General features: G+C 69.2%; 13 protein-coding genes, 1 pseudogene and 1 riboswitch. Of the genes and pseudogenes, 9 read left to right on the top strand and 5 right to left on the bottom strand.

The features are described 5' to 3' along the window. Positions 1–71: 71 nt before the first annotated feature. The 4 genes from ACIRG5_RS29635 (at position 72) to ACIRG5_RS29620 (ending at position 7642) form a co-directional block, all read left to right on the top strand. Positions 72–3197, top strand: coding sequence for a BTAD domain-containing putative transcriptional regulator (locus tag ACIRG5_RS29635; protein ID WP_402910449.1), 3126 nt, complete (start codon positions 72–74; stop codon positions 3195–3197). Then, a complete protein-coding gene (locus ACIRG5_RS29630) occupies positions 3194–5932 on the top strand; it encodes a BTAD domain-containing putative transcriptional regulator (RefSeq protein WP_402910447.1) in 2739 nt (912 codons plus the stop codon). Before ACIRG5_RS29635 ends, ACIRG5_RS29630 begins: the two co-directional genes overlap by 4 nt. Positions 5933–5994: 62 nt before the next feature. Further along, positions 5995–6150, top strand: coding sequence for a DUF6131 family protein (locus ACIRG5_RS29625; protein WP_089909616.1), 156 nt, complete (start codon positions 5995–5997; stop codon positions 6148–6150). Positions 6151–6427: 277 nt separating this feature from the next. Beyond that, positions 6428–7642, top strand: a complete 1215-nt coding sequence (locus ACIRG5_RS29620; RefSeq protein ID WP_402910445.1) for a mannosyltransferase — start codon at positions 6428–6430, stop codon at positions 7640–7642. Here ACIRG5_RS29620 and ACIRG5_RS29615 read toward each other — a convergent pair. Continuing rightward, complete coding sequence (locus ACIRG5_RS29615; RefSeq protein WP_402910443.1) at positions 7559–8542, bottom strand: glycoside hydrolase family 88 protein; 984 nt, start codon at positions 8540–8542, stop codon at positions 7559–7561. The genes ACIRG5_RS29620 and ACIRG5_RS29615 overlap by 84 nt on opposite strands. 59 nt (positions 8543–8601) lie before the next feature. Continuing rightward, complete coding sequence (locus tag ACIRG5_RS29610) at positions 8602–8895, bottom strand: 4a-hydroxytetrahydrobiopterin dehydratase (RefSeq protein WP_402910441.1); 294 nt, start codon at positions 8893–8895, stop codon at positions 8602–8604. Positions 8896–8926: 31 nt separating this feature from the next. Further along, positions 8927–9039, top strand: a riboswitch (TPP riboswitch). Between ACIRG5_RS29610 and ACIRG5_RS29605 the strand changes: the two genes are divergently transcribed. The 5 genes and pseudogenes from ACIRG5_RS29605 to ACIRG5_RS29585 form a co-directional block, all read left to right on the top strand. Next, on the top strand, positions 9033–10031 hold the full coding sequence (locus tag ACIRG5_RS29605) for a thiamine ABC transporter substrate binding subunit (RefSeq protein ID WP_402910438.1): 999 nt from the start codon (positions 9033–9035) through the stop codon (positions 10029–10031). (Overlaps the previous riboswitch by 7 nt.) Continuing rightward, the gene (locus ACIRG5_RS29600; RefSeq protein ID WP_402910869.1) at positions 10007–11614 is read left to right on the top strand and encodes an ABC transporter permease; all 1608 of its coding nucleotides are present in this window, start codon (positions 10007–10009) and stop codon (positions 11612–11614) included. The genes ACIRG5_RS29605 and ACIRG5_RS29600 overlap by 25 nt, the downstream gene beginning before the upstream one ends. Beyond that, positions 11614–12564, top strand: a complete 951-nt coding sequence (locus ACIRG5_RS29595; RefSeq protein WP_402910436.1) for an ABC transporter ATP-binding protein — start codon at positions 11614–11616, stop codon at positions 12562–12564. The genes ACIRG5_RS29600 and ACIRG5_RS29595 overlap by 1 nt, the downstream gene beginning before the upstream one ends. Before the next feature lie 9 nt (positions 12565–12573). Continuing rightward, the gene (locus ACIRG5_RS29590) at positions 12574–13329 is read left to right on the top strand and encodes an SDR family oxidoreductase (RefSeq protein ID WP_402910434.1); all 756 of its coding nucleotides are present in this window, start codon (positions 12574–12576) and stop codon (positions 13327–13329) included. Beyond that, positions 13326–13676, top strand: a pseudogene (locus ACIRG5_RS29585) (HIT family protein); the annotation flags it as partial. The gene ACIRG5_RS29590 and the pseudogene ACIRG5_RS29585, both read left to right, overlap by 4 nt. A 90-nt stretch (positions 13677–13766) precedes the next feature. Here ACIRG5_RS29585 and ACIRG5_RS29580 read toward each other — a convergent pair. From ACIRG5_RS29580 to ACIRG5_RS29570, 3 genes are read right to left on the bottom strand one after another with little or no spacing between them, the layout of a single operon-like run. After that, positions 13767–14570 (bottom strand): ABC transporter permease, encoded by an 804-nt coding sequence (locus tag ACIRG5_RS29580; RefSeq protein ID WP_402910431.1) that lies wholly within the window; start codon positions 14568–14570, stop codon positions 13767–13769. Beyond that, positions 14567–15571: an ABC transporter ATP-binding protein gene (locus tag ACIRG5_RS29575; RefSeq protein ID WP_402910429.1), complete on the bottom strand. Its 1005-nt coding sequence runs from the start codon at positions 15569–15571 to the stop codon at positions 14567–14569. Before ACIRG5_RS29575 ends, ACIRG5_RS29580 begins: the two co-directional genes overlap by 4 nt. Next, positions 15568–16641 carry an outer membrane lipoprotein carrier protein LolA gene (locus ACIRG5_RS29570; protein ID WP_402910426.1) on the bottom strand — a complete coding sequence of 358 codons (1074 nt, stop codon included), beginning with the start codon at positions 16639–16641 and terminating at the stop codon, positions 15568–15570. Before ACIRG5_RS29570 ends, ACIRG5_RS29575 begins: the two co-directional genes overlap by 4 nt. Between the last annotated feature and the right edge of the window lie 28 nt (positions 16642–16669).

The following is a 16669-nucleotide window of genomic DNA, read 5'->3' as shown; positions in this document are numbered from 1 at the left end:
GGCCAGACGAGCTCGGGACGGCCGTTCGACGTCGAGCGCGCGTCTCGGTGACGCACCTAGACTTCCGCGGTGTGAGAGCTGAGTACCGGTTGCTGGGACCGCTGGAGGTAGTGCTCGACGGTGAGCCCGTGCCGGTTCCCGCCGGCCGCGGCCGGGTGCTGCTCGCCACGCTGTTGTTGCGCGCCAATCGGTTCACGTCCGTGGACGAGCTGGTCGAACGGTTGTGGGAGGGCGCGCCGCCGGACCTGGACCGGGCGCACAAGACGTTGCAGACCGTCGTGATGCGGCTGCGGCAGGCGCTCGGCGAGGCGAACTGCGTGCGGCACGAGCCCGGTGGGTACCTGGCCGAGATCGAGCCGGAGCAGCTCGACCTGCTGAGGTTCCGCGCGCTGGTCGCCCGGCAGCAGTTCGGGCCCGCCCTCGCCCTGTGGCGGGGACCGGTACTGGGCAACGTCGCGTCGGAGTCGCTGCACCGCGACGAGGTGCCGTCGCTGGTGGAGGAACAGCTCGCCGCGCTGGAGCAGCGGATCGAGGCGGACCTCACGGCCGGGCGGTCGGTGGACCTGGTGCCGGAACTGCAGGACCTCACCCGCAGGCATCCGTTGCGCGACCGCTTCTGGGGCCACCTGATGCTCGCCCTGTACCGGTCGGGGCAGCAGGCCGGTGCGCTCGCGACGTATCGGCAGGTCAGCGAGATGCTCGCGGAAGAACTGGGGATCGACCCGGCGCCCGCGCTGCGCGAGTTGCACGAGCAGATCCTGCGTGGAGAGGTCGCGCCACCGAAGGAGAAGCGCGTCACGCCCAAGCAGTTGCCGCCGGATCTCGCCACCTTCGCCGGGCGTGAGCACGATGTGGCACGGCTCGCGGCCAGCGACGCGAAGGTGCTGGCCATCGCGGGCACAGGTGGGGTCGGCAAGACCTCCCTGGCCGTGCACTGGGCCCATCGGATCAGCGAGCGGTTCACGGACGGGCAGATCTTCGTGCACCTGCGCGGTCAGGATCCTGTGCGGGCCATGCCGCCGCAGGAAGCGCTGACCCTCGTTCTCAAGGCGCTGGGCGCCGACCACGTGCCTGCTGGACTGGACGAACAGGTGGCGCTCTACCGGTCGCTCGTCGCGGACCGGAAGTTGCTGCTGGTGCTGGACAACGCCGCGAACGCCGAGCAGGTGCGGCCGCTGCTGCCCGCGTCCGCCGGCGCCCTGACGATCGTCACGAGCCGAGGCGACCTGCGCGGACTCGCCCTGCACGACGCCGACCTGCTTCGGCTCCCGGTGCTGAGCGATGACGGCGGAACGCGTGTGCTGGAGCGGGCGCTCGGCGCGGACCGGGTGCGGGCCGAGGCGGAGGCCGCCGCCGCGCTGGTGCGGTTGTGCGGCGGGCTGCCGCTCGCGTTGCGCATCGCGGCCGCGGACCTGTCCTCCCAGGACGCGATGACCATCGCGGACAAGGTCGCGCAACTCGGCGACGACCGCCTCGGCGAGCTCGCGGTGCCCGGTGATCCCGCCGCAGCCGTCAGCGTCGTCCTGGACGAGAGCTACTCCTCGTTGCCGGAGGAGACACGAATGGTGTTGCGCAGGCTGGGATTGTTGCCCGGCGCGGACTTCACCGCGAACGACGCCGCCGTGATCGCCGGCCTGCCCAACGTCCGCCGCCACCTCAACCACCTGGTCGGTGTGCACCTCGTCGAACAGCGCGGCACCCGCTTCGCCCTGCACGACCTGCTGCGCGTGTACGCGAGGGAGAGGTGCACGAGCGAGGAGACCAACGAGGCCGTCGGGTGGCTGTACGACTTCTACCGCCGCATGGCTGACGACGCGGCCGAGTTGCTGTTCCCGGACCAGCGGAGGCACCCGCTCGCGACGACCACGACCCAACTGCCCGACGTGGTGCTGAAGAGCACGGACGAGGCGTTCGCGTGGCTGAACGCCGAGCACGTGAACCTGATCGCGACGATGCTCGTCGCGACCGGGCGGGGCGATCACCGGCTGGTGGCCGAGCTCGGAGCCGTGCTCAACGGCTTCTACTACGACGTTCGTGAAGACGCGAACTGGTCGGTGCTGTGCGAGATCCGGGATCGCTCCAGCCGTGCGTCCGGCGAGGACCTGCTCGTCGCCAGCTCGAACCTGGGCGCCTCCATCTACCGCTTCTGCCAGGGAGACTTCGCGGGGGCGACGCAACTCGGGCTGGAAGCTCTCGACATCGGTGTCAGGGAGAGCGACCTGCCGGTCCAGGCGAGTGCACACAACACCGTGGGGGTGGTGGCCCGGATCGCGGGCGACTTGGGCACCGCCGTCGAACACCTGCAACGGGCGCTCGCGATCAGGGAGCGGATGGGTTCGACCGAGGGACAGGCGTCGATCCTGCAAAACCTCGCCGGCGTCTGGTTCGAGATGTCGGACTACCCGGCCACCGAGCAGGCGCTGCTGCGAGTGCGGGACCTGGCCGGCTCACCTGGTACTCGCGCGGCCGCCCACAACGGCCTGATCACCGTCTGCCTGGAACTGGGCAGGCTCGCGGATGTCAGAGCGCACTACGAGAAGTACCTCGAGTTGCTGGACGCGCTTGGCAACCCCCTTCGCATCTCCATCGGCACCGCCTCCGTCGTCAGTGCCGATCTGGCGCTCGGAAAGGTCGACGTGGCCTTCGACCTCATGCTCGACATTCTCGAAGAGGCGCGGCACAGGGTCGGCATGGAAGAGGAGTTCCACGTCTGGCAGGCGTTGGAGGAGGTGATGAACCATTGCGGTGCGCACGAGGACGCGCTGGCCGCCGCCCTGGTGCGCCTGCGGCTCGTGGGTGACGACTCCACGGTCCTCTCATACCGCCTCACCGCGCATTGGGCGGCGGCGCGGGCCTACCGGAAACTCGGTGAACTCGAGCTGGCGGGGGATCATCTGAGCGAGGCTCGCGCAATCCGGACCGATGCCGGCTACGCGGTCGAAGGAGAAGGGGCGCTGTTCAGGGAGAGCGCGTTGCTTCATCTCGCGACGGGCGAGATGGACGAAGCCCTGCGGTGTGCGGAGGAGGCAGTCGCCACGCACCGGCGCTATCACCAGCGGTACCAGGAGGGGCAGTCGCTCCAAGCGCTCGCCGCCGTGCATCGCGCCACAGGTGATGCGGAAGGCGCGAAGGCCGCGGAAGCGTTGGCCGCCAATGCCTATCGGGACTGCGGCGTGCCGGTAGGTTCGTCCGGGTGACTGCCGAGTACCGCGTTCTGGGGCCGTTGGAAGTGCTGCTCGACGGCGAGCCTGTCGCTGTTCCCGCAGGTCGCGGGCGCGTGCTGCTGGCCACGCTGTTGTTGCGCGCCAACGAGTTCGTGTCGGTGGACGAACTGGTGGAACGTGTGTGGGACGGCGAGCCGCCCGCCCCCGACCGCGCGCACAAGACGTTGCAGACCGTCGTGCTGCGGTTGCGGCAGTCGCTCGGCGCGGCCAACTGCGTCCGCACGTCGTCGCGCGGCTACTCGGCCGAGGTCGGCCCCGGCCAGCTCGACCTGGCCCAGTTCCGCCGCCTCGCCGCGGAGGGTGAGTACCGCGCGGCGCTGGAGCTGTGGCGCGGCCCGGTGCTCGGCAACGTCACGTCGGAGTCGCTGCACCGCGAGGACGTGCCGCCGCTGGTGGAGGAGCAGGTCGTCGCGCTGGAACGCCGGATCGACGTCGACCTCGCCGGTGCCACCGACGTGCTGGTGCCGGAACTGCGGTCGCTGGTGCGGCAGCACCCGTGGCGCGAGACCTTCTGGGCCCAGCTGATGCTCGCCCTGCACCGCGCCGGTCAGCAGGCGGAGGCGCTCGCGGTCTACCAGGAGGTCCGCGGGCACCTGGCCGACGAGCTCGGCGTGGATCCCGGGCAACGGCTGTGCGAGGCGCACGAGCAGGTGCTCAGCGGTGACGTGCCCGTCTCGTCGGCGGTGCCCCGGCAACTCCCGGCCGTCCCCCCGCACTTCGTCGGTCGCGAGGACGAGCTGGCGCTGCTGACCGAGATGGCGGAGTCCCGGCCCGGCAAGCCCGTGCTGATCTCGGTCATCAGCGGCATTGGCGGCGTCGGCAAGACGGCGCTCGCGGTGCAGTGGGCGCATCAGGTGGCCGACCGCTTCCCGGACGGCCAGCTCCACGTCAACCTGCGCGGGTTCGACCTCCACGCCGAGCCGCTCGACCCGGTCGCGGTGGTCCGCGACTTCCTCGTGTCGCTCGGTCTGCCCTCGTCGACGCTGCGCAACTGGTCCGACGACGCGGTGATCGCCGAGTACAGGTCGATGCTGGCGGGGCGGCGGGTGCTGCTGGTGCTGGACAACGCCAGGGACGTGGACCAGGTGCGGCCGTTGCTGCCCGGCGGAGCCGGCAACCTGGTGCTGGTCACCAGCCGCAACCGCCTGAGCGGGCTTGTCGTGCGGGAAGGTGCTCAGCCCATCGCGCTGGACGTCATGGACGAGCAGGCCGCGACCGATCTGCTGATCGAACGGATCGGCGCGAGGCGGGTCGAGGCCGAGCCGGACGCGGTGTCGCGGCTGGTCGAGCGGTGTGCGGGCTTGCCGCTGGCACTGGGCATCGTGGCCGCCCGCGCGGCCTACGGTGACCCGCTCGGCGTGCTCGCGGACGAGTTGGAGCGGGAACGACTCGATGCGCTCGACATCGATGACCCCGCCACCGGTGTCCGCCCTGTCTTCTCCTGGTCGCTGAGGTTCCTCAGCGATCCGGCGGCCGAACTGTTCGTGCTGCTGGGGCTGCATCCGGGCCCGGACTTCGCGGTGGAGGCCGCCGCGAGCCTCACCGCGCTACCGGTGGACCAGGCGCGGCAGGCCGTGCTCGAACTGGTTGCGGGCAGCCTCGTCACCGCGACGGACGCCGGGCGGTTCTTGCTGCACGACCTGTTGCGGGACTACGCCGCCGAACGCGTGGGTGAGCTGCCGGACGAACGGAGGGGCGCGGCAGTGCGCCGGATGCTCGACCACTACCTGCACACCGCACACGCGTGTTGGCAGCAACTGCAGTTCAACTCCCCGCCGATCGTCACGGAACCGCCCGCGAGAGGTGTGGTCCTCGACCCGATCCCGGACGTGGACACGGCGTGGACCACGTTCGCCGCCGAGCACCGGGTGATGCTCGCCGCCGCCGAACGAGCGGGAGAACTGGGGGCGGACGACTTCACCTGGAAGGTGATGTTCGTGATGCACGGGTACCTCTCCAGAGAGGGGTACCTCAACGACATCGCGGCTGGGCACCGCCTCGGGCTGGCGGCGGCGGAGCGGCTCGGCGACTTCCACGGGCAGAGCCTCATGCACCGCAGGCTCGCCGCCACGCTGATCAGCTTCAACGACTTCGACGCCGGTGAGTTCCACCTGCGGGAGGCGATCCGGTGCGCACAGCCCGCTGGCGACGTCCTCGCGGAGGCGCACCTGCGGCGCGGCCTCGCGTTCACCTACGAGAAGCAGGGTCGCCTCGCGGAGGCGCTCGACGTGCTGGCGGAGGTCCACCCGCGGATGGAGGGCCACAGCGACAGCTACGAGGTGGGGCGTCACCTCGCCGCACTCGGCAGAGCCCACCACAACATGGGTGAGGGCGCCCGTGCGGTCGAGCTCTGCCTGGGCGCGGCCGGGAAGTTCGCTGAAACCGAGTACAACGGCCAGGACGAGGGGCCGGCCGGGAACCTCGAGACGCTGGGTGACATCTACCTCGGTCTCGGCCGTCATGCCGAGGCCGTCGACAGTTACGAGCGAGCGTTGGAGGTGTGGCGCTCGATGCGTGGAGGGACCAACGTCGCCGACTGCCTCATCAGGCTCGGGAAGGCTCTCATCGCCGCAGGGGATCACGGCCGCGCGCGGGACGTCCTCACCGAGGCGCTGGAGGTCGTCGACGCCACCCGGGACGCGGAGCATTTCAGCAGCGAGGGAGTGCAGCAGGCACGGGAGCTGATTGCATCGGTGACGAATGTATGAAGCGAGGTTTGTACCGACCCCCGCGGGGTAATCCAGAAAAGGATTCCCCACCTGGAGGTGTCATGATCGTCCTCGGTCTTATTCTGCTCGTCGTCGGGTGGCTGATGGGTATCAGCATCCTGACGACTCTGGGAGTGGTGCTCCTGGTGATCGGCGCGATCCTCGCCGTGTTGGGCGCGGTCGGCAAGCCGATCGGCGGACGGGCGCACTACTTCTAAACGCGCACCAGATCACCGTTCCTCCCCTCGGAAACGGTGAAGGGGGAGCCTCCTTTGTGGAGGCTCCCCCTTCTGCTTGTCTTACAAGCTCTTACACGTTGTTCTTAGCGCGTGCGGCAGCGGCGAACACTCCGAACGCGACCCCCAGCATGGCCAGAGCGGCGACAGCGGCAACTACAAGATCAACAGACATGATCAGAAAACTCCCTCTTGCGATCTCTCCCGTCCTATTGACGCCGGGGTACCCCGTTTCGTTGCCTCGGGTAACGTTTTCGGGGTGAAACTCCGTGCTGTGGAAGCGCGTGTGCTCTCCGTAGCACCGTGGCTGCTCGCGTTGTCGGTCGCCGGGCACCTGTTCATGGTCGCGTTCCAGGCGAAGATGACCATGATCGACCTGCTGGTGTACCGCAACGGGTCGCCGCACCTGTTCTCCGGCGACCTCTACGAGTGGCGGCTCGACCAGTACGCGGACGTGTTCCCGCTGCCGTTCACCTACCCGCCCTTCGCGGCCGCGATCTTCACGCCGATGAGCTGGGTGCCGTGGGAGGCCTCGCGCTGGATCTGGCAGCTGCTCTGCCTGGCCTGCCTCTACTACATCGTGCGCACCAGCCTGAAGTTGCTGAAGCTGCAGGACCCGCGCCGCGCCATGATGTGGACCGCGCTGACGCTGTGGATCGAGCCGGTCCGCACCACGCTCAACTACGGCCAGATCAACCTGGTGCTCGTCGCGATCCTGATCGGCACGCTCGCCAGCGCGCGCAACTGGGTCGGCGGCGCCGGGGTCGGTTTCGCCGCGGGCATCAAGCTCACGCCCGCGATTTCCGGGCTGTACTTCCTCATTCAGCGCCGGTGGATGGCCGCTGTGTGGTCGTTCGTCGCTTTTGTCGTGGTGTACGGCATCGGCTGGGCCATCTCACCGTCCCAGTCGGACAAGTTCTGGTTCCAGCTGCTCGGTGACGCGAGTCGCGTCGGGCCGGTCGGCAGCGCGATCAACCAGTCGCTGCGCGGCGCCCTGAGTCGCACGGTCGGTTACGACGTGAAGACCGGGCCGATCTACATCGTCGCCGTGCTCGTCGCGGCCGCGCTCACGTGGTTCGCGGTCAGCAGGACCAAGGACGCGCTGGCGTTGATCGTCAGCGTCCAGATGCTCGGCCTGCTGGTCTCGCCGATCTCGTGGAGCCACCACTGGGTGTGGATGGTGCCCGCCCTGCTGTGGCTGATCTACACCGGCGGGCACCTCCTGTGCAAGATCACCGCCGGCCTGTGGGTGCTGCTGACCGGCGGCTACCTGATCTCGTTCCTGCTGCTCGCCCAGCCGAACATCTGGGACTTCCCGCGGCCCTGGGTCTTCGTGGCGCTCGGCTGGGGCTATCCGGCCGCGGGCCTGCTCACGCTCGTCGCGATCGGCCTAGCAACCCGGCGTGAGAGGGACGAGCTGCTGCCCCGCGATGAGGAAGCTGCCCACGGCGAACCCACCGGTGTCACCGGCTGACGCGGGCTTCCACGAGTTGCGGGCCGCGACCCAGCCCAGCGTTCCGTCGGCGTCCAGCGCGGTCAGGAGGGCCTGCCAGCCCTTCTGGACGTGCGGCAGGTAGGTCTCCCGGTCGAGCACGCCCGCGTTGATGCCGGCGGCGATCGCATAAGTGATCATCGCGGTGGCCGCGGAGTCCTTGCCGGTGCTGCCCCAGAAGCCGTCGTGGCGCTGCAGGAACTTGAGCGTCTGCACGCTCTTGCGCAACGTCTTGGCGTACTCGGCGCGGTACGGGTGGTCGGCCGGCAGCGCGAGCATCGCCTTGGCCAGACCCTGCACGGCCCAGCCGTTCGTCTGCACGTTCAGGCTCCACAGGCCCGTGAACTCGTTGAACGTCCGGGCCTTGAGGCTGCGGTACGACCTGAACGAGTAGTCGAGCATGGCCTGGTCGTCGTCGGCCACGGCGACGCGGGTGAACGACGGCAGCGCCATGTTCAGCGCGTCCGGCGACTTCCAGTAGTGCGTCTTCCCGTCCTTCACCTGGGCGCGCAGGTTGTTGCGCAACGGCTGCAGCACCTCGGGCTCCGGGTGGAAGTACGCCACGTCGAGGTACGGCTCACCGGTCGACTGGGCATCCGGGGCGAAGGGGTTCGCCGGGTCCAGCGGCAGCAGGTAGGAGTTCGCCTGCACCCAGGGCCACGTCTTGTGGTTGCTGATCCCGGTGGTTCGCACCTGGGCGAGGTTGCCGACGTGGAAGTTCGCGTTGGACCAGTTGTTCGCCGCGAGATCGGAACCCTTGGTGACCCAGGTGGCGCTGGCCTTGATCATCGTGTCCGTCACGGCACACGGCACGGCGTTCGCACCGGCCGGAAACGCGGTCAATGTCCCGGTGAGAACCAGGCAGAAAAATGATGTGCGCAACCGCATGAGGGTGTTCCCTCTCCTGTCCGCGGGCGGCGGCAGCGCACATCTTGACCGAATCAGCTCATCGCGTCCAGGACTCCGTCGATTTCCTCGGCGAGGGACACGTCGAGCGCGGTGATTCCTCCCTTGTAGTGGGTGCTCAGGCGGAATGTCAGCGTCTTGTAGCGGATGTCGATGTCCGGGTGGTGGTTGTCGTTCTCGGCGATCTCCGCGATCCGGTTCACGACCATGATCGCTTGGGAGAAGCTCGCCAGCTCCACGGTCCGGACCAGCGCCGCGTCCTGGGCGCCCCAGTCGGGCAGCTTGGGCAGCACGTCGTTCAACTGATCGTCGCTCAACAGCTCGGCCATGTCCTGATCGTCCCACCACGTCACGTAGGCTGCGCGTTGCCACGGGAGTCCGGTGAAGCGCCGGGCTGAGAGGAGGGCTCGCAAGCCCTCGACCGTCCACCTGATCCGGGTCATACCGGCGTAGGGAGAGATTTGACGTGAGAAAGATTTTTGCTGTTTGCGCTGCTCTGGTGCTGACCGGTTGTTCGGCCGGTACTTCGACCGCGCCACAGACGCACGAGGTCACATTGGTGACGCACGACTCGTTCGTCGTGAAGCCCGAGGTTCTGGACGAGTTCCAGAAGTCCTCGGGAATCACCGTGAAGCAGATCGCGAGCGGTGACGCGGGCGAACTGACGAACAAGCTGGTGCTCACCAAGGCGAACCCGATCGGCGACGTCGCGTTCGGCGTCGACTCGACGTTCGCCTCGCGGGCTTTGAACGAGGGCGTGTTCGCCGAGTACGCATCGCCGGAGGCCTCGAAGGGCGCTCAGCGGTACAAGGCGGACGAGTCGAACCGCCTGCAGGCCGTCGACGTCGGTGACGTGTGCCTGAACATCGACCCGGCCAAGCTCGGCGGCGTCGAGCCGAAGTCGTACGACGACCTGGCCGACCCGAAGTTCAAGGACAAGCTGGTCGTCGAGAACCCGGCCACGTCCTCGCCCGGTCTCGCGTTCCTGCTCGGCACGATCGCCAAGTACGGCGAGAACGGCTGGCAGGACTACTGGACGAAGCTCAAGGCCAACGGCGTCAAGGTCGTGAGTGGCTGGGAAGAGGCCTACAACCAGGAGTTCTCCGCCACCAAGGGCGACCGGCCGATCGTCGTGTCCTACGCGTCGTCGCCGTCGGCTGAAGGCGGCAAGACCAAGGCCGTGCTGGACACCTGCTACCGCCAGGTCGAGTACGCGGGTGTGCTGTCCGGGGCCAAGAACACCGAGGACGCCAAGAAGGTCCTCGACTTCCTGCTGGGCGAGAAGTTCCAGGCCCAGGTGGCCGAGCAGATGTACGTCTACCCGTCGCGTGAGGGTGTCGCGCTGCCCGAGTCGTGGGCCAAGGACGCGCCGTTGCCGTCCTCACCGCAGTCGCTTCCCGCGGACAAGGTGAAGGACAACCGCGAAGCGTGGGTCGAGCAGTGGCGCAAGCTCGTGCAGGGCTGAGTTCCCGCACGGGGTGGTCGGCGGCGGCGCTGCTGCCGCTGGCCTTCCTGGGTTTGTTCTTCGCGTGGCCCGTGCTGGCGATCGTGTCGCTCGGGCTGAGCGAAGGCGGCGTGACCGCGGCGCTCGTCGACGGCGACACCTGGGAACTCGTCGGGTTCACGCTGGGACAGGCCCTGGCGTCGACGGTAGTGGCAGTCGTCGCCGGGATGCCGCTGGCGTTCGTGCTGGCACGCTGCCGGATCCGCGGTCTCGGCGTGATCCGGGCCGCGGTGATGGTGCCGTTCGTGCTGCCGACCGTGGTGGTGGGTCTGGCTTTCCGGACGTTCTGGCCGGACGGCGGTGTGTTGCCGATCGTGCTGGCGAACGCGTTCTTCAACGTGGCCGTGGTCGCGCGGACAGTGGGCGGGCTGTGGGCGCACACGGATCGACGAGCTGAGGACGCGGCGCGGGCGCTTGGGGCTTCCCGTCCGCGAGCGTTCGTGTCGGTCGTGCTGCCGGCGTTGGCGCCGGCGATCGGGTCGGCTGCGGCGGTCGTGTTCCTCTTCTGTGCCACGAGTTTCGGCGTCGTGCTGGTGCTGGGCGGGTCGCGGTACCGGACGCTGGAGACCGAGATCTACCTGCGGACGGTCGAACTGTTCGACCTGTCCGGGGCGGCGGCTCTGTCGTTGTTGCAGTTCCTCGCCGTGCTCGCGGTGCTGGTGCTGGGCGCTCTGGCGCGGCGGCGCCGGGAGACCGCGCTGGCGTTGCGGGGCAGGGAAGAGCTGGCGCGACGGCCGTCCGGCGGCGAGTGGTACGTGGTCTTTGCTGCCTTTGCCGTGGTGGTGGCGTTGCTGACGCCCGTGGTCGGGCTGGTGACGCGGTCACTGTCCACTCGGGACGGCTGGAGCTTCGCCGGCTACGTGGCGCTGAACTCCCGTGGCGACCGCGGGACGCTGGCGGTGACGGGGATCGACGCCGCGGTGAACTCGCTGCGGACGGCCTTCGACGCGACGCTCGTGGCGTTGGTGGTCGGGGTGTTCTCGGCGGTGGTGCTGGTCGGGTTGCGGCGGTCGGGGAGTCGCGTCTCCGAGGTGCTCGACACCGCGCTGATGCTGCCGCTCGGGGTGTCCGCGGTGACGGTCGGTTTCGGCTACCTGATCACGATGGACGCGTTGCCCGGCGACTTCCGCACGTCGCCGATGCTGGTGCCGCTGGCGCAGGCGCTGGTGGTCACGCCGTTGATCGTGCGGATGGTGCTGCCGGTCCTGCGGGCGGTCGACGAACGGCTGCGGCAGGCGGCGGCGACGCTGGGTGCCTCACCGCTGCGGGTGTGGCGTGAGGTGGACCTGCCGCTGGTCGGGCGGTCGTTGGTGGCGGCGGCCGGGTTCGGGTTCGTGGTGGCGCTGGGGGAGTTCGGCGCGACGAGCTTCCTGGCCCGCCCGGACGCGCCGACGCTGCCGGTGGTGATCGCGCGGCTGATGTCGCGGCCGGGGGAGTTGAACAGCCAGATGGCCTATGCGGCGTGCGCGTTGCTGATGGTCGTGACGGTCGGGTGCGTGCTGCTGATCGAGCGGTTGCGCGTGCCGAGCAGCGGGGAGTTCTGATGGCGCTGGAACTGGACTCGATCACCGTCCGTTATGGACAGACGGCCGCGGTGTCGGACGTGTCGCTGTCGGTGGCGGACGGCGAGGTCGTGGCGTTGCTCGGGCCGTCGGGGTGCGGGAAGTCGACGTTGCTGCGCACCGTGGCGGGGCTGGAGAAGCCGTCTGCCGGCGCGGTGCGGTGGGATTCCTCGGACCTGGCCAGCGTTCCGGTGCACCGGCGCGAGTTCGGGCTGGTCTTCCAGGACGGGCAGCTGTTCCCGCACCGGACGGTCGCCGGGAACGTGGCCTTCGGCCTGCGGATGAAGAAGGTCGAGCGCGAGACGCGGGACAAGCGCGTGCTGTCGCTGCTGGAACTCGTCGGGCTCGAAGGCTATGCCGACCGCCGGGTGACGCAGCTGTCCGGCGGCGAGCAGCAGCGGGTCGCGCTGGCACGGGCGTTGGCGCCGTCACCGCGGTTGTTGCTGCTGGACGAGCCCTTGTCGGCGCTGGACCGGGCGTTGCGCGAACAGCTCGCGGTCGACCTGGCGCGACTGCTGCGGGAGGCCGCGACGACGGCCCTCGTCGTGACGCACGACCACGACGAGGCGTTCACGCTGGCCGACCGAGTGGCGATCATGTCGCGTGGCCGGATCGTCCAGGTCGGGCCGCCTGCCGAGGTGTGGTCGTCGCCGGTGGACGTGGAGACCGCGAAGTTCCTGGGCTGCAACAAGTTCGTGCCCGGATCGTTCGTCGGGCTGGACGTGGAACGGGTCGGGCTGCGGGCCACGGCGCTGCGGGTCGACTCCGACGGCCTGCTGGAGGGCACCGTGCTGGAACGGGTGCACCGGCGCGATCACGTACGGCTGCTCGTGGAGATCGGCGGCGAGGAGTACGAGGCCGTGGGGCCGGTGTCCGTGGGGGACCGCGTGCGGCTCGCAATTGACTTGGACGGCGTCGCGCGCGTCGGGTAGTAGAGCCCTATGGGACTTCATGGGGGACGCGTCGCGCTCGTCACGGGCGTGAGCAGGCGGCAGGGAATCGGCTACGCGATCGCAGCGCGGCTTCGCGGGCTGGGTTTCGATCTGTTCGTGCAGCACCACGTCGCGCACGACGCCTCACAGCCGTGGGGCGCGGACTCGGTGGATGAGGTGCTGGCGGACCTCGGTGCTCAAGGGCTGGGAGCGGACCTGGCCCGGCCGGACGCGCCGGACGAGCTGATGGCCGCGGCTGTCGAGGCTTGCGGACGCGTCGACGTGCTGGTGTGCAACCACGCGCGGTCCGGCGGCGACGGGCCGTTGGGTTCGCTGGACGCCACGATGCTGGACGAGCACTACGCGGTGAACACGCGGTCGTCGATCCTGTTGGCGCAAGCGTTTGCCCGCCAGTGGAGCAGCACCGACGGTGGCCGGATCGTGTTCCTGACGTCCGGGCAGAACCTCGGCCCGATGCCCGGTGAGGTGGCCTATGCGGCGTCGAAGGGGGCCTTGGTCGCGATCGTCGCCACGTTGTCGCGCGAGCTGGCGGACCGGGGCATCACGGTCAACGTGGTGAACCCCGGCCCGACCGACACCGGCTGGGCCGGTCCGGAGCTGATCGACTTCGTGAACGAGCGGATGCCGGCGAAGCGCTGGGGCCGGCCGGACGACGCCGCCCGGCTGATCTCCTGGCTGTGCACCGACGACGCCGCGTGGATCACCGGACAGGTGATCAACAGCGAGGGCGGGTTCCGGCGATGATCAGCCACGCGCCGGACGGGTACGAGTGCCCGTTCTGCTTCCTGCTCGCCGGCGGGGAGACCGAGATCGACAGCCAGAGCGACGTCGTGCTGCGCACCGAGCGGGCCACGGCGTTCGTCGCGTCCGGGTGGTGGGCGAACAACCGTGGCCACGTCATCGTCATCCCCAACGCGCACCACGAGAACATTTACGACCTGCCCGCCGAGTACGGCCACGCGGTGCACGACGTCGTTCGCGAGATCGCCATCGCCATGCGGGAGGCGTACGGCTGCGAGGGGATCTCCACCCGTCAGCACAACGAGCCCGCCGGTGGCCAGGACGCGTGGCACTTCCACGTCCACGTCATCCCCCGGTACCACGGCGACGACCTCCACGGGTCGAAGCCGCTACCGGGATTCGCCACCGGCGAGCAACGCCGGCCTTGCGCGGACAAGCTGCTAGCTGTCCTTCGTGACCAGGCGGATGGCCGCCAGGCCGGTGCCGATCAGCAGGTAGCACCCGGCGAGCAACGTGCTGTCGCCGATCTGCCCCAACGGGATCGGGTCGCGCATCACGTCGATCAGCCCGGGGAAGCCCGTGGTGATCAGGAACGGGTGCAGCCAGTCCAGTGAGCTGAACTGCCCCAGCACCTGGAACACGATGATCGTCACCATGGTCGCCGCCTGCACCACCAGCGGGTGCTCGGTGGCGGACGAGACGGCGAGGGCGACCGCACCGATCGACACCATCTGGAACGTCACCAGCAGGATGAACAGGCCAATGCGCAGCAGGCCCTCTCCGGTCGAGAGGGTGGTGCCGGACAGCGTCGCCATGCCGTCGGAACCGAGGAACGCGGTACCGGCGATGATGCCGACGACGGCCATCAGCGTGACGGCGAGCAACGACATCGCGGTGAGCCCGAACAGCTTCACGAACAGCAGCCGCACACGGGACACCGGCGCGACCAGCAGGCCGCGCAACGTGCCGTGCTGGGCCTCGCCCGCGAGGCCGTCCGCCGCCCAGATCGACGCCACCAGCGGCAGCAACAGGTTGAGCGACAGGAACAACGTGAAGATCGGCACGACCATGCCGTTGCCCTCGATGATCGCGGCGAGGCCGGGGCCGCCGCCACCGTCGTCGCCGGCCGTCCAGATGCCGAAGCTGATGATGATCGGCACGAGGATCAGGCCGAACAACCCGATGAGGGTCCGCGGCCTGCGCAGCATCCAGCGCACCTCGGAACCGAACTGACGCGCGATCATCGCCGTCCCCCGTCCAGAGTGTCCACAGCGGACATTCCGCGCTCGGCCTCCTCGGCCTCGGTGAGCCGGGCGAACAGCTCCTCCAGACCGGTCTTCCAGCGCGTCGCCTCGTAGACCTGGGCTCCTCCGTGCACGAGCGTCTCGATCACCTGCGGCGCGCTCGTCCCCGCGAGCTCGACGCGCAGGCCGTCACCGAGCGGCCGGGCGGAGATCTTGGCCTGCCGCAACGCGCCCAGCGCCTTCTCCACGTCCGGTGTGATCACCTGGAGCGCCGATCCGCCCGCCTGCAGCAGTTCGGTCAGCTCTCCTTGCGCCACAACGGTTCCGCGGTGCAGCACGGCGACGTGCGTGCAGGTGGCCTCGACCTCGCTCAGCAGGTGACTCGACACCATGACCGTGCTCCCGGCCGCGTGCAGGTCCGCGATGACCTTGCGGATCTCCCTGGTGCCGGCCGGGTCCAGGCCGTTGGTCGGCTCGTCGAGCACGACCAGCTTGCGCGGCACGAGCAACGCCGCGGCCAGGCCGAGACGTTGCTTCATGCCGAGCGAGTACCCCCGGAACCTGCGGTGGGCCGCCTGCGCGAGCCCGACGCGTTCGATCGCGTCCTCGACCGCCTGCTTGATCTGCTTCTTGGGCAGCAAGGGCTCGAACGCGGCACACCTGACGAGGTTCTCCCGCCCGCTCAGGAACGGGTGGAACCCCGGACCCTCGACCAGCGCGCCGACGTGCGGCAGCACCTGCTCGGCTCCGTCGGGAAGACGTTGACCGAGCAGTTCGATCTCCCCCTGAGTGGGGCGGACCAACCCGAGCAGCATCCGGATCGTGGTCGTCTTGCCGGACCCGTTGGGCCCGAGCATGCCGAGCACGGCACCTTCCGGCAGCTCGAGGTCGACGCGGTCCACGGCGACCGTGCTCCCGTACTCCTTGCGCAGACCCTTGGTCCGCGCGGCGACAGCGTGTTTCGACGGCGCTGTCACCGGCGCGCTGGTCGAGGTGGTCACTTCACCTGTCCGATCGTGTCGAACAGCACCTGCTCGGGCACGGCGCCCGCGACAACACGGCCGTCGTCCGCGATCAGGATCGTGGCGACCTTCGTGTTGAAGATCTTGCCGCTACCCCAGGCACCGCTCACCTTCTTGGTGAACTTGTCGACCATGCCCTGCGCCTCGGCGGGCACCTGGGTCATGGCCTGCGCCGGAATCCTCGCGCCGACGACGGTGTCCCAGCCGGTGCCGAAGATCTGCGGGTGCTCACCCTGCAGCGCCTGCTCGATGCCCATCTCGGGCATGCGGTCGCGGCCCTTCTCCTCCTTGGCCTCCGGCGTGGTGACCTTGGCGTTGGCGGGCGGCGTGAACTCGAACAGCTTCGAGTCCTGCGGGCCGACGTTGATCTCGCTGAAACCGACCAGGCCGACCGGCTCGCTCGTGCCGTTGGTCAGAACGGCGACGCGCAGCGGCATCTTGAGCTCGGAGTCGACCGCGATCCGCACCTCGCGGATCAGGGTCTTCTCGCTGGCCTTCGGGGTCAGCACGAGCTCGTAGGCGGCACGGTTCGCGACCCGCGCGGTGCCGTCGACGCTGATGTCGCTGAACTCCTTGGTCAGCCCGACGACCTGCTTGGCCGCCGCGGCCGGGTCCATGGTCTCGGCCTTCTCGGTGTCCGGCTTCGGCTGGTCTGCCTTGTGCTCGGACTTGGTGACCTCGTTGTCCGCGGAGTTCCACGACCACGTGGTCGTGCCGTCGTTGACGATGGTCTGCTCGGACTGGCCGTTCGGCAGGGCGGCGCGGAACTTGCCGTTGCCGTCCGTCCAGATCCGCGCGCTGTGCTTGCCGTCGGCGAGCTGCGGGATCTCGGCGATCGACGGGAGACCGAGCTTGTTGTCGACCTCCACGGTTCCGCCGAACGCACTCGGGTTGCTCGTCAGCACCTGCTCGACGAGCGTCTCCGCGGAGACGTCCGGCAGGGACGGCGGCTGGCCCGCACCCGCCGGCATGGCGAGCAGGCTCAGGCCTGTCGCACCGGTGATCACTCCGGCCGCCGCAGCGGCCAGGGTCACCTTTCGCTTGTTCATCAGTGGTCCCCTCCTCCAAGGGCTTGTA

The sequence above is a fragment of the Lentzea sp. NPDC102401 genome (assembly GCF_044765805.1).
In the GTDB taxonomy this organism is placed as follows: Bacteria; Actinomycetota; Actinomycetes; order Mycobacteriales; family Pseudonocardiaceae; genus Lentzea; species Lentzea sokolovensis.
The sequence above is the reverse complement of the archived record's forward strand: the minus strand, read 5'-3'. Positions and strand labels throughout refer to the sequence as shown.

Coding starts and splice junctions, on each gene's coding strand:
- ACIRG5_RS29625 (WP_089909616.1), top strand. CDS start 5,995: ATGATCGTCCTCGGTCTTATTCTGCTCGTCGTCGGGTGGCTGATGGGT.
- ACIRG5_RS29610 (WP_402910441.1), bottom strand. CDS start 8,895: ATGGCCGAGCTGTTGAGCGACGATCAGTTGAACGACGTGCTGCCCAAG.
- ACIRG5_RS29595 (WP_402910436.1), top strand. CDS start 11,614: ATGGCGCTGGAACTGGACTCGATCACCGTCCGTTATGGACAGACGGCC.
- ACIRG5_RS29590 (WP_402910434.1), top strand. CDS start 12,574: ATGGGACTTCATGGGGGACGCGTCGCGCTCGTCACGGGCGTGAGCAGG.
- ACIRG5_RS29580 (WP_402910431.1), bottom strand. CDS start 14,570: ATGATCGCGCGTCAGTTCGGTTCCGAGGTGCGCTGGATGCTGCGCAGG.
- ACIRG5_RS29570 (WP_402910426.1), bottom strand. CDS start 16,641: ATGAACAAGCGAAAGGTGACCCTGGCCGCTGCGGCGGCCGGAGTGATC.